The sequence below is a fragment of the Klebsiella grimontii genome (genome assembly GCF_900200035.1).
Classification (GTDB): domain Bacteria; phylum Pseudomonadota; class Gammaproteobacteria; order Enterobacterales; family Enterobacteriaceae; genus Klebsiella; species Klebsiella grimontii.
On sequence record NZ_FZTC01000015.1, the window covers coordinates 858,584 to 876,824 of the forward strand.

Here is an 18,241-nt window from a genome sequence, read left to right on the forward strand (position 1 = left end):
AGAGGCTTCCGGGCGAATTTTGATTAATGGCTTTGCGCAACGCCAGCCCCCGGCGCGGTCTGTTCTCTATTATCGCGAAGCGTAAATACCGAGATTAGCGTAAACAGCCCGGCGATGCCGCCCAGAATATAATAGGTATGCGCAAAGCCGATGGTGTCGTACAAATACCCGGCCAGCGGCGAGTAAATGGCGGTGGCGATAGAGGCGACGAACAGCACCAGCAGGTAGACCGTCGAGGAGAGCTTGTTGTCGAAGTTGGCGGCGATAAATTTAAACACCGACACTAAAATCAGCGGTTTTTCCAGCGCATGCATCATTTTTACCGCGCCTATCCACACCGGACCCAGCGGAATTGCGGAGCCGACGATACGCACCGACATGATCAGCCCGGCGATGATCAGCGCCCATTTCGCGCCGGTGCGGTTTACGAACCACGGCATCAGGCATAAAAACAGGGTCTCGCCGCATACCTGAATGGAGGCCAGAATGCCGTACCAGCGATTGCCTTCTTCCGGCGTCGAAAACTGCAGAGAAAAGTACTGGGCGAACTGCTGATCGTAGGTGTCATAGATTTGCGTGACGAAAAGGGTGAAGACCAGCAGCATCCAGAACTGGCCGTTCTTGGCCAGCTCCAGGGCGTGCGAAACTTTCAGCGCGCTGCTTTTTTGCATTTCCGCTTCGGTCAGTTCGATTTTGGTCAGCATAAAGCAGATCGCCGCGATAACGATGGCGACGCTGGCCAGCCAGAAGGCGAGGTTTGGATTGCTGTCGATATATTTGCCGACGATCCACGCGGCGGCGGCCCAGCCTAACGATCCCCACATCCTGACCCGGCCGTATTCGAACTGGTAGCGCCGCGAAATTTTATCAATATACGAATCGATAACTCCGCAGCCGGAGTTGAAAATAATCCCCAGGTATACCCCGCCAAGCAGCGCGCCCAGCCAGAAGCTGTGCACCAGCAGCGGCGCATACAAATAAATAAAGAACGGGCCTACCGGCAGCAGCATGGCGACCAGGATCCAGATCAGCCGTTTTTTCAGGCCGAACTTATCGGAAATAAAGCCGAAGAAGGGCTGCATCAGCAGGGCGATAAAGGCGTTGACCGAGTAGAGCAGACCGGTTTTGGTTGCGCTAATCCCGAGATGCTGAGTGGTCCAGATAACGAAGAACGCCATGGTCGAGGACCAGGCGAAGAGGTAGAGGAAATCGAAAAGACTCAACAAGATATAGTTTCTTTTGCCGGGCGTAATCATTTCAGTTCCTTCAAGCGGTAGCGGTAAAGGTTACAAACAGGATCGATCTGCTTGCTGCTCTTATTGAATGTTATACGTAATACATTTTATGAAATGATATGACACCTGGCGGCATTTTATGGCAATGTGAATTGCGCTAATATGTGATCATTACTGCAATAAATAATTTTATCATCGTGAGTTGAAATGTTTTAATTTTGAGAACGTATAACATTTTTTGCTTTTTGTCGTTGAGATCGCCGAAAAGGATTTTAATCGCCGTTGTAACATTGTAAAGGATGTTAATGACCTGAGAATTATTGATCTGCCTCATCGTTTTGTACAAAAAAATGACCATATTATGGTTGTGGTAAAGGACGACAGAGGAGGAACCGCGATGAGCGTTGACAGACTGTATCGTAACCTGATGAATAAGCTGATTAATGCCAACATTGATCTCGACGCTTATTTGCAGCTGCGTAAAGCAAAAGGCTATATGTCAGTCAGCGAAAACGACCATCTACGTGATAACTTGTTTGAACTGTGCCATGAAATGCATCAACACGCGCCGCGCCTGCAGCACGCCGTCGCGCCGGAGGAGAAGGAAGCCCTGCGGCTGGCCGGCGAGGCCGTCGCTTCCGCGGCGGTCTGCCTGTTGAGCGGACATCATGACTGCCCGTCCTACATCGCTGTCGACGTAGATAAGCTGGAAAGCTGTCTGGCGGTATTGCGGCTAAATATTCATAAATTGAATGATTCTCAGCCCATTACGCACGCCTGAAATCGGGGGGAGCCTGCTCCCCCCGATTAATGTTATGTAAAAATCCCTTCCCGCTTTCCCACGCTGGCTACCCTTATCAGCATTGCTGACAAAAGGAGTATGCCATGCGCCAGACCATTAACCTGATCGCCCTTACCGCGCTGCTGTTGCCAACGGCAAGTCTTGCCGCCCAGGAGCGCGTAGAGATGTTGCAGAACCAGCTTGAACACCCGTGGGCGCTGGCCTTTCTTCCCGACGACCGGGGGATTCTGATGACCCTGCGCGGCGGCGAGCTCCGTCTGTGGCAGCGGGATAAAGGCCTCGCGCCTGCGATTTCGGGCGTGCCGCAGGTCTGGGCCAACGGGCAGGGCGGTCTGCTGGACGTGGCGCTGGCTCCGGATTTCGCCCAGTCGCGCCGGGTCTGGCTGAGCTACGCCGAAGGCGGGAGTGACGGCAAGGCCGGGACCGCCGTGGGCTACGGCCGACTGAGCGATGACCTCCAGCGCCTGGAAAATTTCCAGGTGGTTTTCCGCCAGCAGCCGAAGCTCTCAACCGGCAATCATTTTGGCGGACGGCTGGTGTTCGACGGCCGCGGTTATCTGTTTATTGGACTCGGGGAGAATAACCAGCGTTCGACCGCTCAGGATCTCGATAAGCTGCAGGGAAAAGTGGTGCGGCTAACGGCTGATGGCAAGGTCCCGGACGATAATCCTTTTGTCGGCCAGGCCGGCGTCAGACCGGAAATCTGGTCTTACGGTATTCGCAACCCCCAGGGGATGGCGATGAACCCGTGGAGCGATACGCTGTGGTTAAATGAGCACGGGCCGCGAGGCGGGGATGAGATCAATATTCCGCAAAAAGGCAAAAACTACGGCTGGCCGCTGGCGACGCACGGCATTAACTACAGCGGCCTGCCGATCCCGGAGGCCAAAGGCAAAACGGCGGAAGGAACCGAAGCGCCGCTGTTTGTCTGGGTAAAATCGCCGGCGGTGAGCGGTATGGCGTTTTACGACGCGCAGACTTTTCCGCAGTGGCGGCACCGGCTGTTTATCGGCGCGCTGAAGGATAAATCGCTGATTGTTCTCAAGGTTGACGGCGATAACGTCACGGAACAGGAGCGGATTCTGGGCGATCGCGGAAAACGTATCCGCGATGTGCGCGTTGGACCCGATGGTTATCTGTATGTGCTAACCGACGAATCCAACGGCGAGCTGCTGAAGGTGAGACCGGCGGGCTAATATCAGGTGACCGGAATCATCACCACGTTGCGCCAGGCCTGGCGCTGGTTAATCTGCTGATACCAGCGCTGCAGGTGCGGGCGCGGTTGCCAGGTTTTAACGATCTCCAGCAGGTTATAAATGAACGGCGCGACGGCGATGTCGCCGAGGCCGAAGGCGTTGCCTGAGAGCCACTGATGACGCGACAGTTCATCATCCAGAATGGCGAACAGCGTCTCGCAGGCGGCAATACCGGCTTCAATCGCGGCGGGGTCGCGTTTTTCCGGCGGGGTTCTCACCAGCCCCATTAACACCGGCCGATGGGCAGGCGAGAGCGAACCGTTGGCCCAGTCCATCCATTTTTCCCCCTGAGCGCGCTCGGCGGGCGACTCCACCCACAGGCGATTTTGACCGTACTGCGCGGCCAGATAGCGGATAATGGTGTTTGATTCCCAGAGCACGAGATCGGTCGTCTCATCTTTCAATAACGGTACCAGGCCATTGGGATTCATGGCCAGATAGTCCGCATCGTGATTCAGACCGAACTCCAGACCGGCCAGAATTTGCTGATACGGGAGGTCGAGTTCTTCCAGCACCCAGCGCACTTTCTTCACATTGGTCGAGTTATTTCTGCCCCACAGCGTAATCATATCCGCTCCTGCTTTTTATTAAGCCGCCGTTGCGGCGTAGTGAGCATTCATGTTGGAATAAAGTTAATATTTAGGCAACCGCGATCAAAAAAATTGCTCTGTTTGCAGCACCGGGCGAGGTTATTGCGTAAACTTTAAAAACTTTACCAACTCGCTGTTTCTTTAAGGTCATTTGTACGCTTTACTCACCGGCTGCTGCGGCGCCGAACGAGTGTGGCGGCATATTTTTGTTTGGAAAGGATACTTGGGTGGCTCTTATGACGCATGATGCTTTTTCCCTTCGCGGCCTCGCGGCAGGCTGCGCGCTTTTATTTCTCGTTGCGCCTGCGGTGCAGGCTGCAGAACAACTCCCCGATGCGCCATCCATTGACGCGCGAGCCTGGATCCTGATGGACTATGCCAGCGGCAAAGTGCTCAGCGAAGGCAATGCCGATGAAAAACTCGATCCGGCGAGCCTGACCAAAATCATGACCAGCTATGTTGTCGGCCAGGCGTTAAAGGCGGGTAAGATTAAGTCGACCGATATGGTGACTATCGGGCGCGACGCGTGGGCAACCGGTAACCCGGCGCTGCGCGGCTCATCGGTGATGTTCCTTAAGCCAGGAATGCAGGTGTCGGTCGAAGATCTTAACAAGGGCGTTATCATTCAATCCGGCAACGACGCCAGCATCGCGATCGCCGACTACGTGGCGGGCAGCCAGGACGCGTTTGTCAGCCTGATGAACGGCTATGCGCAGAAAATGGGCCTGACCAACACCACCTTTATGACCGTGCACGGTCTGGATGCGCCGGGTCAGTTTAGTACCGCCCGCGATATGGCGCTGCTCACCAAAGCGATGATCCATGACGTGCCGGAAGAGTATGCGATCCATAAAGAAAAAGAGTTCACCTTCAACAAAATCCGTCAGCCGAACCGCAACCGTCTGCTGTGGAGCACGAATCTCAACGCTGACGGCGTGAAAACCGGGACCACCGCCGGGGCGGGCTACAATCTGGTTTCTTCCGCGACGCAAAACGATATGCGCCTGATTGCCGTCGTGCTCGGCACCAAAACTGACCGTATCCGTTTTAACGAATCAGAAAAACTGCTGACCTGGGGCTTCCGTTTCTATGAAACCGTGACGCCGATTAAACCCGATGCCACCTTTATTACCCAGCGCGTCTGGTTTGGCGATAGCAGCGAAGCGAAGCTGGGGGCGGGCGAGGCCGGCTCCATCACGCTGCCGAAAGGCCAGCTGAAAAACCTCAAGGCCAGCTACACCCTGAATGATACGCAGCTGACCGCGCCGCTCACCAAAGGGCAGGTGGTCGGCACCATCGACTTCAAGCTTAATGATAAAACCATTGAGCAGCGGCCTCTGATTGTGATGGAAGCGGTAAACGAAGGCGGTTTCTTTAGCCGGATGATCGATTTTGTGCTGATGAAATTGCACGGCTGGTTCGGCGGTTGGTTCTCTTAAAATGCAGGCCGCGCCCTGCGGGGCGCGGTTAGTAAAGCAGTGAAATCTGTTTTTCCTTCGCCAGCGCGAGCAGATCGTCATCCGGACACACGTCGCTGGCAATCACGTCAAACTGCGCTAAATCCCCCATCCTCGCCGGGCGAACTTTACCAAATTTACTGTGATCGACGACCAGCACGTGGTAGCGCGCGCTTTTCATCGCCCAGTGTTTGACCGGCAGCTCTTCCAGGTTAAAACAGGTCGCGCCCTGCTCGCAATCGACGCCCGCGGCGGAATAAAACGCGATGTCCGGGCAAAGGTGGCTCAGCGTATCCTGCAGGCTTAGCGGTTTAAAAATGGCGTTGCTGGCGTGGAACTCGCCGCCGCACAAAATCGCGCGGCACTGGGGTTTTTCCTGCAGGGAAAGAAAGGTATTGAGCGAATAGCAGACCCCGGTAAAGGGCAGGGCGCTATCGATGGCGTCGATGATCCACGGCGTGGTGGTCCCGCAGTCAAAAAAGGCCATCTGGTGGGGCTCAAGCAGCTTAGCCGCATGGCGGGCTGCGCGGCGTTTTTCATCCACAAGGCGTGTTTTCTGATCGCTCAGCAGATAGTGCGTTGCGCTGCGCGGCTCCAGAACGATATAGCCGCCCAGCAACACGACCGGGCCGCTGTGGCCGTTGAGATCGCGACGAATGGTCATCTCTGACACGCCAAGCAGGGTGGCCGCTTCTTTTAGATGGAGTTTATCACTGCGCTTGAGTGCCTGAATAAGCTGACTGATGCGTTCGTCACGACGAGTTTCCATATTCCCTCTAAGCTGAAAGCGCCCTGCATTGACAGGGCGTCAGCGGCGATTTTACCTGCCGGAAGAGGCTTAGTCACGCGCAGGAATTGGGCGCTACCGCAACTTTACCAGCTGGTCAGGAACATCTATTCGCGCACCCAACCTTTGCGAATCGGCAGCGAAAAAAACAGACGGTACAGCCGCTGCAGATGCTGATAGAGGGTTTTTCCGCCGCTTTGCCACAGCAGTTGGGCGCTAAGGCAGGCGATCATCGCGGTGAGCAGCCCGCCCAGCATATCCATCGGCCAGTGCACGCCGAGATAGACCCGGGACCAGGCAATCGCGCAGGCAAGGGAGAACAGCAGCGCGCCCGACCACAGGCGGTGCCAGAACATAAAGGCCAGCGCAAAGGTAAAGCAGATCGTGCCGTGATTGCTCGGGAAGGAGTTATTGGGCGAATGATGCAGGAAGTTATAGCCAATACCGGCGGCAAACGGACGGTCATGCGGAAAAAATACGCCGAATATCCACGAAAGCGTCAGGCTAATGGCTAATGCCATCATGACCTTAAATACTAACTGCCGCTGGTTTGGGCCCCAAAGCCATAAGGCCAACACCAATAATGGCACCATAATTATCAGGTCTTTGGCGATAAACGTCGCGATTTCAATCGCCCACCACGGCGATGCGGGGGTAGCGTTGAGTAATGCAAACAGCGAGTAGTTAATATTTTCCAGCATACATCCAGGCTCTTGGGTCCGTTAGCAACAAGCCGCCCACCTTAAAAAACGGTGGCGATAAGATAAAGCAGTATTGTCTTAATTATCAGTTTGTTATGAATTAAAACGCGGGCGTGGCTTCGTTAACAGACTGATTGAAGGAGTATATAGCCTGTAATCTAATTGAAACATAAACGAAATATATACAGCTGGATTTTGATTGGTTGCTGGCGATGCGCTATCCGTGTGGCGATATTTTGCTTCATCGCTCACAATTCGCTATCTCCCCGAGACGACTTTCATTAAACTTTGCGCGGTTTTATTTAAATAAGAGATTTCATGCAGAATTATTCGCTTTCTGGCAAACGCCTCGGACGTCAGGCGCTGCTCTTTCCGTTGTGCCTGGTGTTATACGAGTTCTCCACCTATATCGGCAATGACATGATCCAGCCGGGCATGCTCTCGGTGGTGGCAGAATTTGGCGTGGGCAACGAGTGGGTGCCGACCTCAATGACCGCCTATCTGGCCGGCGGTATGTTTTTGCAGTGGCTGCTGGGGCCGCTTTCGGACCGCATCGGCCGTCGTCCGGTGATGCTGACCGGGGTAGTGTGGTTTATCGTAACCTGCCTGGCGACGCTGCTGGCGCAAACTATTGAGCAGTTCACGCTGCTGCGCTTTTTGCAGGGTATCAGCCTGTGCTTTATCGGCGCGGTCGGCTATGCGGCGATACAGGAGTCTTTTGAAGAGGCGGTGTGCATCAAGATCACCGCCCTGATGGCCAACGTCGCGCTGATTGCGCCGCTGCTCGGGCCGCTGGTGGGCGCGGCCTGGGTTCATCTCCTGCCGTGGGAGATGATGTTTGTCCTGTTTGCCGTGCTGGCCGCCATCGCCTTTTTCGGGCTACAGAAGGCGATGCCGGAAACCGCCACCCGCATGGGCGAGAAGCTATCGGTAAAAGAGCTGGGGCGTGATTATCGTGAAGTGCTGAAAAACCTGCGCTTTGTCGCCGGCGCGCTGGCCACCGGTTTTGTCAGCCTGCCGCTGCTGGCGTGGATTGCCCAATCGCCGGTGATCATCATCAGCGGCGAGCAGGCGACCAGCTACGAATATGGCCTGCTGCAGGTGCCGATTTTTGGCGCGCTGATTGCCGGGAACCTGGTGCTGGCGCGCCAGACTTCACGCAAAACGGTGCGCTCGCTGATTATTCTCGGCGGCTGGCCGATTATGATCGGCCTGCTGATCTCCGCTGTGGCGACGGTGGCGTCGACGCACGCGTATCTGTGGATGACCGCCGGGCTGAGCGTTTACGCCTTCGGGATTGGTCTCGCCAACGCCGGACTGGTGCGTCTGACGCTGTTTGCCAGCGAGATGAGTAAGGGGACGGTGTCGGCGGCGATGGGGATGCTGCAAATGCTGATCTTTACCGTGGGTATCGAAGTCAGTAAGCACGCCTATGAGTCTGGCGGTAGCGGGCTCTTCAGCTTGCTCAACCTGCTGAGCGGGGTGCTCTGGCTGGCGATGACGGTCTACTTCCTGAAGGATAAACGCGTGGGCAACGCCCACGAACCGCAGTAACCTTCAAATGCCCTGCTGCGACGTGACGCGCCGCAGCAGGCGCTACCTCAGGCGAACGGCGCTTCGCGATTCAGTACCTTATCAATAATATGCAGCACGCCTTCTTCGTTATTGTGCGGGGCACGGTAGCCGGCGACGGCCTTCACCGGCGCGGCGGCGTTGGCCATCGCGAAACCGAATCCGGCGTGTTGCAGCATTTCGATATCGTTGCCGCTATCGCCAAACGCCACCACTTCATGGTTCTTTATGCCCCAGCGTTCCTGCAGGATGCGCAGTCCGTTGGCTTTATGCACCCCGGGAATAATCAGGTCAATGCTACCGTAGCCGGTGGCGACCGCGGTCACCATATCGCCAAGCGCGGCGTGCAGCTTCGGCTGGATCTGCGGAATCAGCTGATCCGGCACGTTGAGACCGAACTTCAGAATTTCATCATCAGCAATATGATTAAAATCGTCGACCAGTTCGAGGCGATGATAGTACTTCGCCGCGACCGCTTTCAGCGCATCGTTATAGCGGTTGAGGGTATAAGCGCTGCGCTTACCGCAGGCGATAATTTCAATGTTGGTCAGCGTCAGAAGATGGTCGATGACGGTATTGAAATGTTCCTTCTGCATCCGGCAGTTAAACACATCCTCGCCGGCGCTGACCACCCAGCCGCCGTTTTCGGCGACAAAAGCGATTTCGTGCGCCACCTCAGGGAAAAAGGAGATGAGCTGGTAATACTGGTTGCCGCTGGCGACGACGAAGCGGATGCCCTGCTCGCGCATTCGCGCATACTGGGCGAGGAAACGCTGACGGTTATAGGTTTTGGCATCGCTCAGAAAGGTGCCGTCCATGTCTACCGCAATCAATTTGATGCTCATTAACTGTTCTCCATCACGGGTTCAGATTGTGGCTTCGCTACCGCGCGGGCGACGATGGCCGCGACCAGCACGAGTGCCAGCACTACCATCATGGCGCTGCGCAGGCCGAAGTGTTCGCCGAGAAAGCCCAGCAGCGGCGGCCCGACGAGGAAGGCGAGGTAGCCGGTAATCGCCACCACGCTGACGCGCTTCGGCGCATCGGGGCCGGTATCGCTGGCGGCGGAAATGGTCAGCGGGAAGCCCAGCGACGCGCCGAGGCCCCATAATAATACGGAGAGACCGGCGACCCACGGGTTGTCGACGAAAATAATCAGGCCAATGCCCAGCGCGCCCATTACCGCGCTGGCGCGTACCACCGTCACGCGGCTGTAGCGGTCAATAAACCAGCCGCCGGTAAAGCGGCCAAGGGTCATGCCGAGGGTGAAGCCTGCATAAATCAGCGAGCCGGAGGTTGGGCTGAAGCCATGGCCGTCCACCATCAGCAGCGGCAGCCAGTCGTTAGCGGAGCCTTCGGCAAAGGCCATGGCCAGGACGATCACCCCAATCAGCAGCAGCTGGGCATCGCGCCAGATCGGCAGGCCTTTGCCTTCATGGCGCGCCGCTTCCGCCGCATTTTTGCCGGTGCCTTCAGGAATCGCGCGAATGGCGATAGCGATGGGGGCGATAGCCACCAGCGCCGCCAGCAGAATGTGCGGCGCGGCGGGCAGGCCGAAGCCGGTTACCGCCATGCCAATCCCGGCGCCGACGAGCGTGCCGAAGCTGTAGAAACCATGCATCATTGGCAGGACGGTTTTATTCATTTCGCGTTCAACGGCGGCGCCTTCGACGTTAATCGCCACTTCCGCGGAGCCAAAGCTGGCGCCGAAGATGGCTAAGCCAATGGCAAACAGCACCGCCGACGTGAACCATAGCGCGGCGCTGAGCACCAGCATGCCGACCACCGCGCAGGACATGGTGGCGCGAATCACTTTACGGGTGCCGAATCGATTGACCAGCCACGCTGAGCAGAGGATGCCGCTCATTGAACCTATTGAGAGTCCAAATAATACAATCCCCATTTCCGCCGTCGATAGCGCGAGCAGATCGCGAATCGCCGGCGTGCGGGTGGCCCATGACGCCATGAGTAATCCGGGGATAAAAAAGAACATGAAGAGCGCCCACAGCCTTAGCTGAAGGGCCCTGCGTGAAGTTTGCGCTGTCATCCGTAAATGCCCGAGAGTGAAGAGATGCAGACAACAGTAGCAAGGTTGTGTACATTTGTACATCCAGGTTGCTTGCTGAGGAATGCTTTTTTATTGACCTCTATGATTCGATTCAGCCTGAGGCATATTAAATGAAAGAGGAAAAGAGTATGGCCCGTCGACCAAACGACCCGCAGCGTCGGGAGCGGATTTTGCAGGCGACGCTGGACACGATCGCGATACACGGCATTCATGCGGTTACGCACCGGAAAATCGCCACCTGCGCGGGCGTGCCGTTGGGTTCGCTGACCTACTATTTTAGCGGTATTGAGGCGCTGGTCGAAGAGGCGTTCAGCCTGTTTACCGGCCAGATGTCGGCGCAGTATCAGCAGTTTTTTGCCGATGTGCATAATCGCCGGGAGGCCTGTGACGCCATTGCCGAGCTGATTTTTAGCGCCCAGGTCACTACCGCGCGCAATATGGAGCTGATGTATCAGCTTTATGCTTTTTGCAGCAGCCAGCCGAATTTAAAAGCGGTCATGCAGAACTGGATGCTGCGCAGCCAGCAGACCCTTGAGCAGTGGTTTGAACCGGCAACGGCCCGCGGGCTGGACGCCTTTATCGAGGGGATGACGCTGCACTTCGTGACCGACAGAGCGCCGCTATCAAGAGAAGCGATTCGACTGATGGTAGACCGGCTGGCGGGAGAGTGAGCGGGGCGCAGAAAACAAAAAACCCATCAACCTTGAACCTAAGTGGCGGGGTTGATGGGCTCCACAAAATGGGGACATCAAAGAAAAGCAGTGGCACTACTTATGACTGACGCCAGCTAAAAAAGTTCTGCGTATACGCGTTTTTTTTCTGAAAAGTTTACTGTAGCCCCGGCCAGATGATAACAATCAGCGTACCTGCCAGGGTTAACAACACGTTAGCGATGGCGTAGGTCCCCGCGTATCCCAGCGCCGGAATATTGCTGCGCGCGGTATCGCTGATGATCTCCATCGCCGGCGCGCAGGTGCGGGCGCCCATCATGGCGCCGAAGAGCATCGCGCGGTTCATGCGCAGGACGTACGCGCCGAACAGGAAGCAGATAACCACCGGCACCAGGCTGACGATGAGGCCCGCCGCCAGCATCTGACCGCCGACGGCGCCGAGGCCGTTATTAATGCCGGCGCCGGCGCTGAGCCCCACGCCGGCCATAAATACCATCAGGCCGAACTCTTTCACCATATTCAGCGCCCCCTGCGGGATATAGCCGAACGTCGGATGGTTGGCGCGCAGGAAGCCGAGCATGATGCCGGCAAACAGCAGACCGGCGGCGTTACCGATGCCGAAGCTGAACGAGCTGAACTGGAAGGTGATCATGCCGATCATCAGGCCAACAATAAAGAAGGCGCAGAAGGCGAGCAGGTCGGTCACCTGGCTGTGGATGGAGATAAAGCCAATACGATCCGCGACGGTTTTGACGCGACGCGCATCGCCGCTAACCTGCAGCACATCGCCCTTGTTGAGCACAACGTTGTCGTCGATCGGCATTTCGATCTGGCTGCGGATAACGCGGTTTAAGAAGCAGCCGTGATCGGTAAGCTTCAGCTGCGCCAGGCGGCGGCCGACGGCGTTGTGGTTTTTGACCACGATCTCTTCGGTGACGATACGCATATCGAGCAGATCGCGGTCGAAGACCTCTTTGCCGTTACGGAAGCTTGGGTCGAGGCGGGCATGGGCATCCGGGTAACCCACCAGGGCGATATCATCGCCCATCTGCAGCACCGCATCGCCGTCCGGGTTCGCGAGAATGCCGTTGCGGCGGATGCGCTCAATGTAGCAGCCGGTCTGGCGGTAAATGCCCAGCTCGCGCAGGTTTTTACCATCAGCCCACGCCACCAGCTCCGGGCCGACGCGGTAGGCGCGGATCACCGGCAGGTACACCTTACGCCGGGAATCGGTGTCGAGGCCGCGCTCGCGGGCGATCTGCTGGGCGCTGGTCTGTAAATCCTGATGCTGCAGCTTCGGCATATAGCGGGCGCCGACGATCAGGCTGACCAGGCCAACCAGATAGGTCAGGGCATAGCCGAGGCTCAGATGATCGAGCGAAAGGGCTAACTGGTCGCTGGGCAGGCCGAAGTGGCGTAGCGTATCTCCGGCGCCCACCAGCACGGGGGTGGAGGTCATAGCGCCGGCGAGCATCCCGGCCGTCAGGCCGATATCCCAGCCGAATAGCTTACCCAGCCCCATGGCGATCAGCATCGCGCTGCCGACCATCACCAGAGCGAGCATCAGGTAATTTTTCCCATCGCGAAAAAAAATAGAAAAAAAGTTGGGTCCCGCCTCCACGCCGACGCAGAAAATAAACAGCATAAAGCCGAGATTGAGGGCGTCAGTGTTAATACTGAAATGCTGCTGCCCTAATAATAGGGAAACGACTAAAACGCCAATGGAATTACCAAGTTGTACCGACCCGAGACGCAGTTTCCCGAGGCAGAGTCCTAATGCTAGTACAACGAACAATAACAGGATGTAATTCCCGTTTAACAAATCTGCGACGTTTATATTCACGAAAGCCAACTTCTCATTTACTAGTAAGTTGTTGAAGGAAATGGTTATTTGGTCTAAGGTTGGTCCAGTGTTCGCGTTGTCCCGAACGCTATTCTGGCATCCCGTTATAACCAGCAAAATATAGTCGACAGTTTAATCCTTCCTGGAGGCTGCGGCTAGTAACAATCGTTTTTACATTGACGGGATCTTTTATTGGCATGGATTGCCAGAATCTTTATCTGACTGGGCGAAGTGGAAGTTGGTTAGAGGCAAAATCAGGAGGATGTCGTGAAATCTGAGCGTACCTGGGCCGGTATTATCTGTGGGTTCTTTCTATTTATTGTGGTTTGTTTGTCACTACTGTTACATATGAAAGGCGCCTTTCGGGCTACCGGTAACCCTGAGCTCGGGCTGCTATTCTTTTTGCTACCCGGTGCGGCGGCAAGCTGCCTCTCTCCCGGACAGCGGGTTATTCGCCCGCTTATCGGCGCGATGCTGGCTGCGCCAGTGTGTCTGGTGGTCATGCGGCTTTTCTTTGTGACCCAGCGTTCTTTCTGGCAGGAACTGGCGTGGTTGTTTAGCGCGGTGTTCTGGTGCGCGCTGGGCGCGCTGTGCTTTTTGTTTATTTGCGCCTGGCTTGATACCAGACGCAAGCCCTCGTCAGAGGAGTGAGCCGTCTCAGGCGAACAGGCCGAGATTCTCTTTCGCCCAGGCTTCAAAGTCAGTGCAGCCGCCAATGTGCTTCTGATCGACAAAAATCTGCGGCACGGTTTCTACCGGTTTACCCACGGTTTTTTCCAGATCGGCTTTGCTGATGCCTTCTGCGTGAATATCAATGTAGCGATAGTTAAAATCATCGCGCTCATTGCTCAGCTTTTCCGCCAGCTCTTTGGCGCGAACGCAATAGGGGCAGCCTGGACGACCAAAAATTACCGTAAACATAGTCTCTCTCCTTAAACCTCAGCCGGATGGCGAATGGCGGGTATCATGCCGCGTTATGTCGGCGAGGGAAAGAAGGTTCTGCCTTTTGCTTTGATGGCTTAAGGCTATGTTTGTTAAATATTCTGCTGATGAAACCGCTATACTGGCCTGATATGCGACCGGTTTTTGCCCGGGAGCGTGCATGATTTGGACCGGAGGAGCGTTATGCGATCGCCCGCTGCATTACCCACAAGTATTCTGGTAGTCGAGATTATCGGCATGGTGCTGTTGACCCTGGCCTGGCTCTCGCTCAACCAGTACGTCAGCCTGCCCGCGCCGTTTTCCAGCCCGACGGCGGCGCTGCTGATGATCTTCGCGGGGATCCTGCTGATGCTCCCGGCCGCCGTGGCGTTAATGTGGCGCGTGGCGCAAGTCATTGCCCCGCAGTTGACGCACACGAAAACCCCACCTTCCTCACTGCCTGACAGAGAAAAACGAGATGACGCCGACCATTGAGCTGCTGCGTAGCCACCGTTCTATTCGCCATTTTACCGACGCGCCGATAAGCGACGAACAGCGCGCCGCGATTATTGCCAGCGCGCAGGGCGCTTCCAGCTCCAGTTTTTTACAATGTTCCTCAATTATTCGCGTTACCGACCCGGAAATACGTCAACAGCTGGTCCCGCTGAGCGGCGGTCAGCAGCACGTGGCGCAGGCCGCGGAGTTTTGGGTATTCTGCGCTGATTTTAACCGCAATCTGCAAATCTGCCCGGACGCTCAGCTGGGCCTCGCCGAACAGCTGCTGCTGGGCTGCGTCGATACCGCTCTTCTGGCGCAGAATGCGCTGGTGGCGGCGGAATCCCTTGGCCTGGGCGGCGTCTATATCGGCGGCCTGCGCAACAATATCGATGCGGTGACCGAGCTGCTGAAGCTCCCGCAGCACGTGCTGCCGCTGTTTGGCCTGTGCCTTGGCTGGCCTGACGATAACCCGGAAGTGAAACCGCGCATGCCGTCGGCGATGCTGGTGCATGAAAATCACTATCAGCCGCTGGATGAGACGGTCCTTGCGGAATATGACGAGCAGTTGGCGCAGTATTATCTCTCACGCGGCAGCAACACGCGTCGCGATACCTGGAGCGACCATATCCGCCGGACTATCGTCAAAGAGAGCCGTCCATTTATTCTGGAATATCTGCATAAGCAGGGATGGGCTACGCGCTGATTGCGTGTAAACTGCCCCTGGTCTGACGTAAGGAAATTTCGCAGGTCAGCGCTCATTGACTACCAAAGGCCCGCCGGAGCGGGTCTTTTCGCAGAGGTGCAGGGTGAAAATTGCCATATTATCCCGGGATGGAACGCTTTATTCATGTCGACGCCTGCGCGAAGCCGCGCAAAAACGCGGTCATCAGGTGGAAATCCTCGATCCGCTTTCCTGCTATATGAACGTCAGTCCGGTGGCCTCATCGATTCACTACAAAGGCCGCCAGCTCCCGCATTTTGACGCCGTCATTCCGCGCATCGGCACGGCGATTACCTACTACGGCACCGCGGCGCTGCGTCAGTTTGAGCTGCTGGGCAGCTATCCGCTCAATGAGTCCGTCGCCATCACCCGCGCCCGCGACAAGCTGCGTTCGCTCCAGCTGCTGGCGCGTCAGGGAATCGACCTGCCGCTCACCGGCATTGCCCATTCGCCAGACGATACCAGCGACCTGATCGCGATGGTTGGCGGCGCGCCGCTGGTGGTAAAGCTGGTGGAGGGCACTCAGGGCATCGGCGTCGTGCTGGCCGAAACGCGGCAGGCGGCAGAGAGCGTCATTGACGCTTTTCGCGGTCTGAATGCGCATATTCTGGTGCAGGAGTATATCGCCGAGGCGAAAGGCCGGGACGTGCGCTGCCTGGTCGTGGGCAATGAGGTCGTGGCGGCGATTGAGCGGCGGGCGAAGGAGGGGGATTTTCGCTCTAACCTGCATCGCGGCGGCGTAGCGTCGGTGGCGTTTATCAGCGAGCAGGAGCGTGAAATGGCCATTAAGGCCGCGCAGACGCTCGGGCTGGACGTCGCTGGCGTTGATATTCTGCGCGCCACGCGCGGTCCTCTGGTGATGGAGGTTAATGCTTCTCCGGGGCTTGAAGGGATTGAAACCACCACCGGCGTCGATATCGCCGGCAAAATGATCGCCTGGATCGAACGACAAGCCACGCCCGGATTTTGTCTGAAAATGGGCGGATAGTTCCCTTTCACGACACCGTCATGGAATACGCCGCTTTTTTTGCGTAAGCTATGGCGTCGCATTTTTCACAGTAAGAGGTCACAGGTCATATGGATTCACTGGTCGTTCCGGGTCTTGATACATTACGTCAATGGCTCGACGAATTGGGCATCAGCTTTTTTGAGTGTGATTCCTGCCAGGCACTGCACCTGCCGCATATGCAAAATTTCGAAGGCATTTTTGATGCCAAACTTGACCTGGTGGATAACGTGGTGCTTTTCTCCGCGCTGGCTGAGGTCAAACCCTCCGCGCTGTTGCCGCTTTCCGCCGATCTTTCTGCGATTAACGCCAGTTCGTTGACGGTCAAAGCTTTCCTCGATATTCAGGACGATAATCTGCCGAAACTGGTGGTGTGTCAGGCATTGACCGTCGGCGTCGGCGTGACCCTCGACCAGTTCGCGTGGTTTTTCCGCCAGAGCGAAGAACAGATTTCTATGGTTATCCTTGAGGCCAGCGCCAATCAGGTGCTGTATAAGTCCGAGGAAGAAGAGCCGGCGGCTGAGAATATTCAGTACCATTTTCTTCACTAAGCCTGTCGAAAAATAGCGCAGCCACTGCCATGGCGGCTGCGTATTACGTGCTTTTATTCTGCTATTAACCTTCCTGTAAAGAATTTTTCACCGCCATTCTGCCGCTTTCGGCTTATCACATAGACCCTTATTGCATAAAAAATTGATAAAAGCCGTTTTTTTACCTGGGCTATAGCCTCTTATTCTGGCTACAGTTATTCTGACGCTGCTTCCAGTTGCGGGCAACCATTCCGGGAGAGGTCCTCTCTCCTTTTCTTAGGCAATGAAAAAATATGCATGATTATTGCATGCGAACAAGTGCGTATATTCAGCCCGCTTGTTAACGGGCATTGAGAAGGAATAAGAGATATGACCGCCTTTGGTAAAAAATGGTTAACAGGTCTGGTTACGGGTGCGCTGATGGCCGTCTCTGCCGGTTCGCTCGCAGCCGAACAAAAAACCCTGCATGTTTATAACTGGTCTGATTATATTGCGCCGGATACGGTGGCGAATTTTGAAAAAGAGACCGGCATTAAAGTGGTGTATGACGTCTTTGACTCCAACGAAGTGCTGGAGGGTAAGCTCATGGCGGGCAGCACCGGTTTTGACCTGGTGGTGCCGTCGGCGAGTTTCCTTGAGCGCCAGCTGGCGGCCGGGGTTTTCCAGCCGCTGGATAAGAGCAAACTTCCCAACTGGAAAAATCTCGATCCGGAAGTGCTGAAGCTGGTGGCGAAGCACGACCCGGACAATAAATACGCGATCCCGTACCTGTGGGCGACCACCGGTATTGGCTATAACATCGATAAAGTGAAAGCCGTACTGGGTAAAGACGCGCCGCTGGACAGCTGGGATCTGGTGATGAAGCCGGAGAACCTGGAGAAACTGAAAAGCTGCGGCGTCTCCTTCCTTGATGCCCCGGAAGAGATTTTCGCCACCGTGCTGAACTACCTCGGCAAAGATCCTAACAGCAGTAAAGCCGACGATTACACCGGCCCGGCGACCGACCTGCTGCTGAAGCTGCGGCCGAATATTCGTTATTTCCACTCCTCGCAGTACATCAATGACCTGGCGAATGGCGATATCTGCGTCGCTATCGGCTGGGCGGGCGACGTATGGCAGGCGGCGAACCGGGCGAAAGAAGCGAAGAACGGCGTTAATGTCTCCTACTTTATTCCGAAAGAGGGGGCGCTGGCGTTCTTTGACGTCTTCGCGATGCCTGCAGATGCGAAAAACAAAGATGAGGCTTATCAGTTCCTCAACTACCTGATGCGCCCGGATGTTATCGCCCACATCAGCGATCATGTCTATTACGCTAACGGCAATAAAGCCTCTCTCCCGCTGGTCAGCGAAGAGATCCGCAATAACCCGGCCATTTATCCGCCGGCTGACGTCTTCGCCAAGCTGTTCACGCTAAAAGTACAGGATCCGAAAATCGACCGCGTGCGTACTCGCGCCTGGACGAAGGTGAAAAGCGGTAAGTAATTCTCCGTGAGTTGTAGGCCGGCGATGCCTCGCGCTGCCGGCAACAGGCGCACCGCGATGGTGCGCCTGCACCATGATTTGATTTCTGCCGGAGAACACCC

Annotated in this window: 19 protein-coding genes; 11 read left to right on the top strand and 8 right to left on the bottom strand. The window is 56.0% G+C overall.

Annotation, left to right across the window (positions count from 1 at the left end; translation table 11 throughout):
• Nucleotides 1-23: 23 nt before the first annotated feature.
• Nucleotides 24-1,253, bottom strand: coding sequence for an oligosaccharide MFS transporter (locus KOSB73_RS11830; RefSeq protein ID WP_165775005.1), 1,230 nt, complete (start codon nt 1,251-1,253; stop codon nt 24-26).
• Between the two features lie 379 nt (nt 1,254-1,632).
• Between KOSB73_RS11830 and bssR the strand changes: the two genes are divergently transcribed.
• Nucleotides 1,633-2,016, top strand: coding sequence for a biofilm formation regulator BssR (gene bssR, locus KOSB73_RS11840; protein WP_004135130.1), 384 nt, complete (start codon nt 1,633-1,635; stop codon nt 2,014-2,016).
• A 104-nt stretch (nt 2,017-2,120) separates the two neighbouring features.
• Nucleotides 2,121-3,233, top strand: coding sequence for a PQQ-dependent sugar dehydrogenase (locus KOSB73_RS11845; protein WP_098140528.1), 1,113 nt, complete (start codon nt 2,121-2,123; stop codon nt 3,231-3,233).
• 2 nt (nt 3,234-3,235) lie between these two features.
• On the opposite strand, the gene KOSB73_RS11850 is transcribed toward KOSB73_RS11845, so the two are convergent.
• Nucleotides 3,236-3,862, bottom strand: coding sequence for a glutathione S-transferase family protein (locus KOSB73_RS11850; protein ID WP_004135126.1), 627 nt, complete (start codon nt 3,860-3,862; stop codon nt 3,236-3,238).
• Nucleotides 3,863-4,119: 257 nt separating this feature from the next.
• Here KOSB73_RS11850 and dacC point away from each other — a divergent pair, with 257 nt between their 5' ends.
• The gene (dacC, locus tag KOSB73_RS11855; protein WP_029669928.1) at nt 4,120-5,322 is read left to right on the top strand and encodes a serine-type D-Ala-D-Ala carboxypeptidase; all 1,203 of its coding nucleotides are present in this window, start codon (nt 4,120-4,122) and stop codon (nt 5,320-5,322) included.
• A gap of 28 nt (nt 5,323-5,350) precedes the next feature.
• Here the strand turns inward: dacC and deoR are convergent, their stop codons facing one another.
• Complete coding sequence (deoR, locus tag KOSB73_RS11860) at nt 5,351-6,109, bottom strand: DNA-binding transcriptional repressor DeoR (RefSeq protein ID WP_004135121.1); 759 nt, start codon at nt 6,107-6,109, stop codon at nt 5,351-5,353.
• A gap of 125 nt (nt 6,110-6,234) precedes the next feature.
• Nucleotides 6,235-6,828 carry an undecaprenyl-diphosphate phosphatase gene (ybjG, locus tag KOSB73_RS11865; RefSeq protein WP_024360108.1) on the bottom strand — a complete coding sequence of 198 codons (594 nt, stop codon included), beginning with the start codon at nt 6,826-6,828 and terminating at the stop codon, nt 6,235-6,237.
• A 318-nt stretch (nt 6,829-7,146) separates the two neighbouring features.
• Here ybjG and KOSB73_RS11870 point away from each other — a divergent pair, with 318 nt between their 5' ends.
• A complete protein-coding gene (locus tag KOSB73_RS11870; RefSeq protein ID WP_024360107.1) occupies nt 7,147-8,382 on the top strand; it encodes an MFS transporter in 1,236 nt (411 codons plus the stop codon).
• Nucleotides 8,383-8,429: 47 nt separating this feature from the next.
• On the opposite strand, the gene KOSB73_RS11875 is transcribed toward KOSB73_RS11870, so the two are convergent.
• Nucleotides 8,430-9,245, bottom strand: a complete 816-nt coding sequence (locus KOSB73_RS11875) for a Cof-type HAD-IIB family hydrolase (protein ID WP_049099688.1) — start codon at nt 9,243-9,245, stop codon at nt 8,430-8,432.
• Complete coding sequence (locus KOSB73_RS11880; protein ID WP_004135117.1) at nt 9,245-10,447, bottom strand: MFS transporter; 1,203 nt, start codon at nt 10,445-10,447, stop codon at nt 9,245-9,247. Before KOSB73_RS11880 ends, KOSB73_RS11875 begins: the two co-directional genes overlap by 1 nt.
• Before the next feature lie 149 nt (nt 10,448-10,596).
• Here KOSB73_RS11880 and KOSB73_RS11885 point away from each other — a divergent pair, with 149 nt between their 5' ends.
• Nucleotides 10,597-11,139 (top strand): TetR/AcrR family transcriptional regulator, encoded by a 543-nt coding sequence (locus KOSB73_RS11885; RefSeq protein ID WP_004130826.1) that lies wholly within the window; start codon nt 10,597-10,599, stop codon nt 11,137-11,139.
• Nucleotides 11,140-11,296: 157 nt separating this feature from the next.
• Here the strand turns inward: KOSB73_RS11885 and KOSB73_RS11890 are convergent, their stop codons facing one another.
• Nucleotides 11,297-12,982, bottom strand: a complete 1,686-nt coding sequence (locus KOSB73_RS11890) for an aspartate:alanine antiporter (protein WP_004134610.1) — start codon at nt 12,980-12,982, stop codon at nt 11,297-11,299.
• A 267-nt stretch (nt 12,983-13,249) separates the two neighbouring features.
• On the opposite strand from KOSB73_RS11890, the gene ybjM reads away from it, so the two are divergent.
• Nucleotides 13,250-13,633, top strand: coding sequence for an inner membrane protein YbjM (gene ybjM / locus KOSB73_RS11895; protein ID WP_004134606.1), 384 nt, complete (start codon nt 13,250-13,252; stop codon nt 13,631-13,633).
• Nucleotides 13,634-13,639: 6 nt separating this feature from the next.
• On the opposite strand, the gene KOSB73_RS11900 is transcribed toward ybjM, so the two are convergent.
• Nucleotides 13,640-13,903: a GrxA family glutaredoxin gene (locus KOSB73_RS11900; RefSeq protein WP_004100567.1), complete on the bottom strand. Its 264-nt coding sequence runs from the start codon at nt 13,901-13,903 to the stop codon at nt 13,640-13,642.
• Between the two features lie 204 nt (nt 13,904-14,107).
• On the opposite strand from KOSB73_RS11900, the gene KOSB73_RS11905 reads away from it, so the two are divergent.
• The 5 genes from KOSB73_RS11905 (at nt 14,108) to potF (ending at nt 18,140) form a co-directional block, all read left to right on the top strand.
• Nucleotides 14,108-14,398, top strand: a complete 291-nt coding sequence (locus KOSB73_RS11905; protein ID WP_004134601.1) for a YbjC family protein — start codon at nt 14,108-14,110, stop codon at nt 14,396-14,398.
• Nucleotides 14,382-15,104 (top strand): nitroreductase NfsA, encoded by a 723-nt coding sequence (gene nfsA / locus KOSB73_RS11910; RefSeq protein ID WP_004134599.1) that lies wholly within the window; start codon nt 14,382-14,384, stop codon nt 15,102-15,104. The genes KOSB73_RS11905 and nfsA overlap by 17 nt, the downstream gene beginning before the upstream one ends.
• Nucleotides 15,105-15,207: 103 nt before the next feature.
• Complete coding sequence (gene rimK / locus KOSB73_RS11915) at nt 15,208-16,110, top strand: 30S ribosomal protein S6--L-glutamate ligase (protein ID WP_004134597.1); 903 nt, start codon at nt 15,208-15,210, stop codon at nt 16,108-16,110.
• 89 nt (nt 16,111-16,199) lie between these two features.
• Nucleotides 16,200-16,679, top strand: a complete 480-nt coding sequence (locus KOSB73_RS11920) for a type III secretion system chaperone family protein (RefSeq protein WP_004130838.1) — start codon at nt 16,200-16,202, stop codon at nt 16,677-16,679.
• Between the two features lie 348 nt (nt 16,680-17,027).
• Nucleotides 17,028-18,140 carry a spermidine/putrescine ABC transporter substrate-binding protein PotF gene (gene potF, locus KOSB73_RS11925; RefSeq protein WP_004134594.1) on the top strand — a complete coding sequence of 371 codons (1,113 nt, stop codon included), beginning with the start codon at nt 17,028-17,030 and terminating at the stop codon, nt 18,138-18,140.
• Nucleotides 18,141-18,241 lie beyond the last annotated feature (101 nt).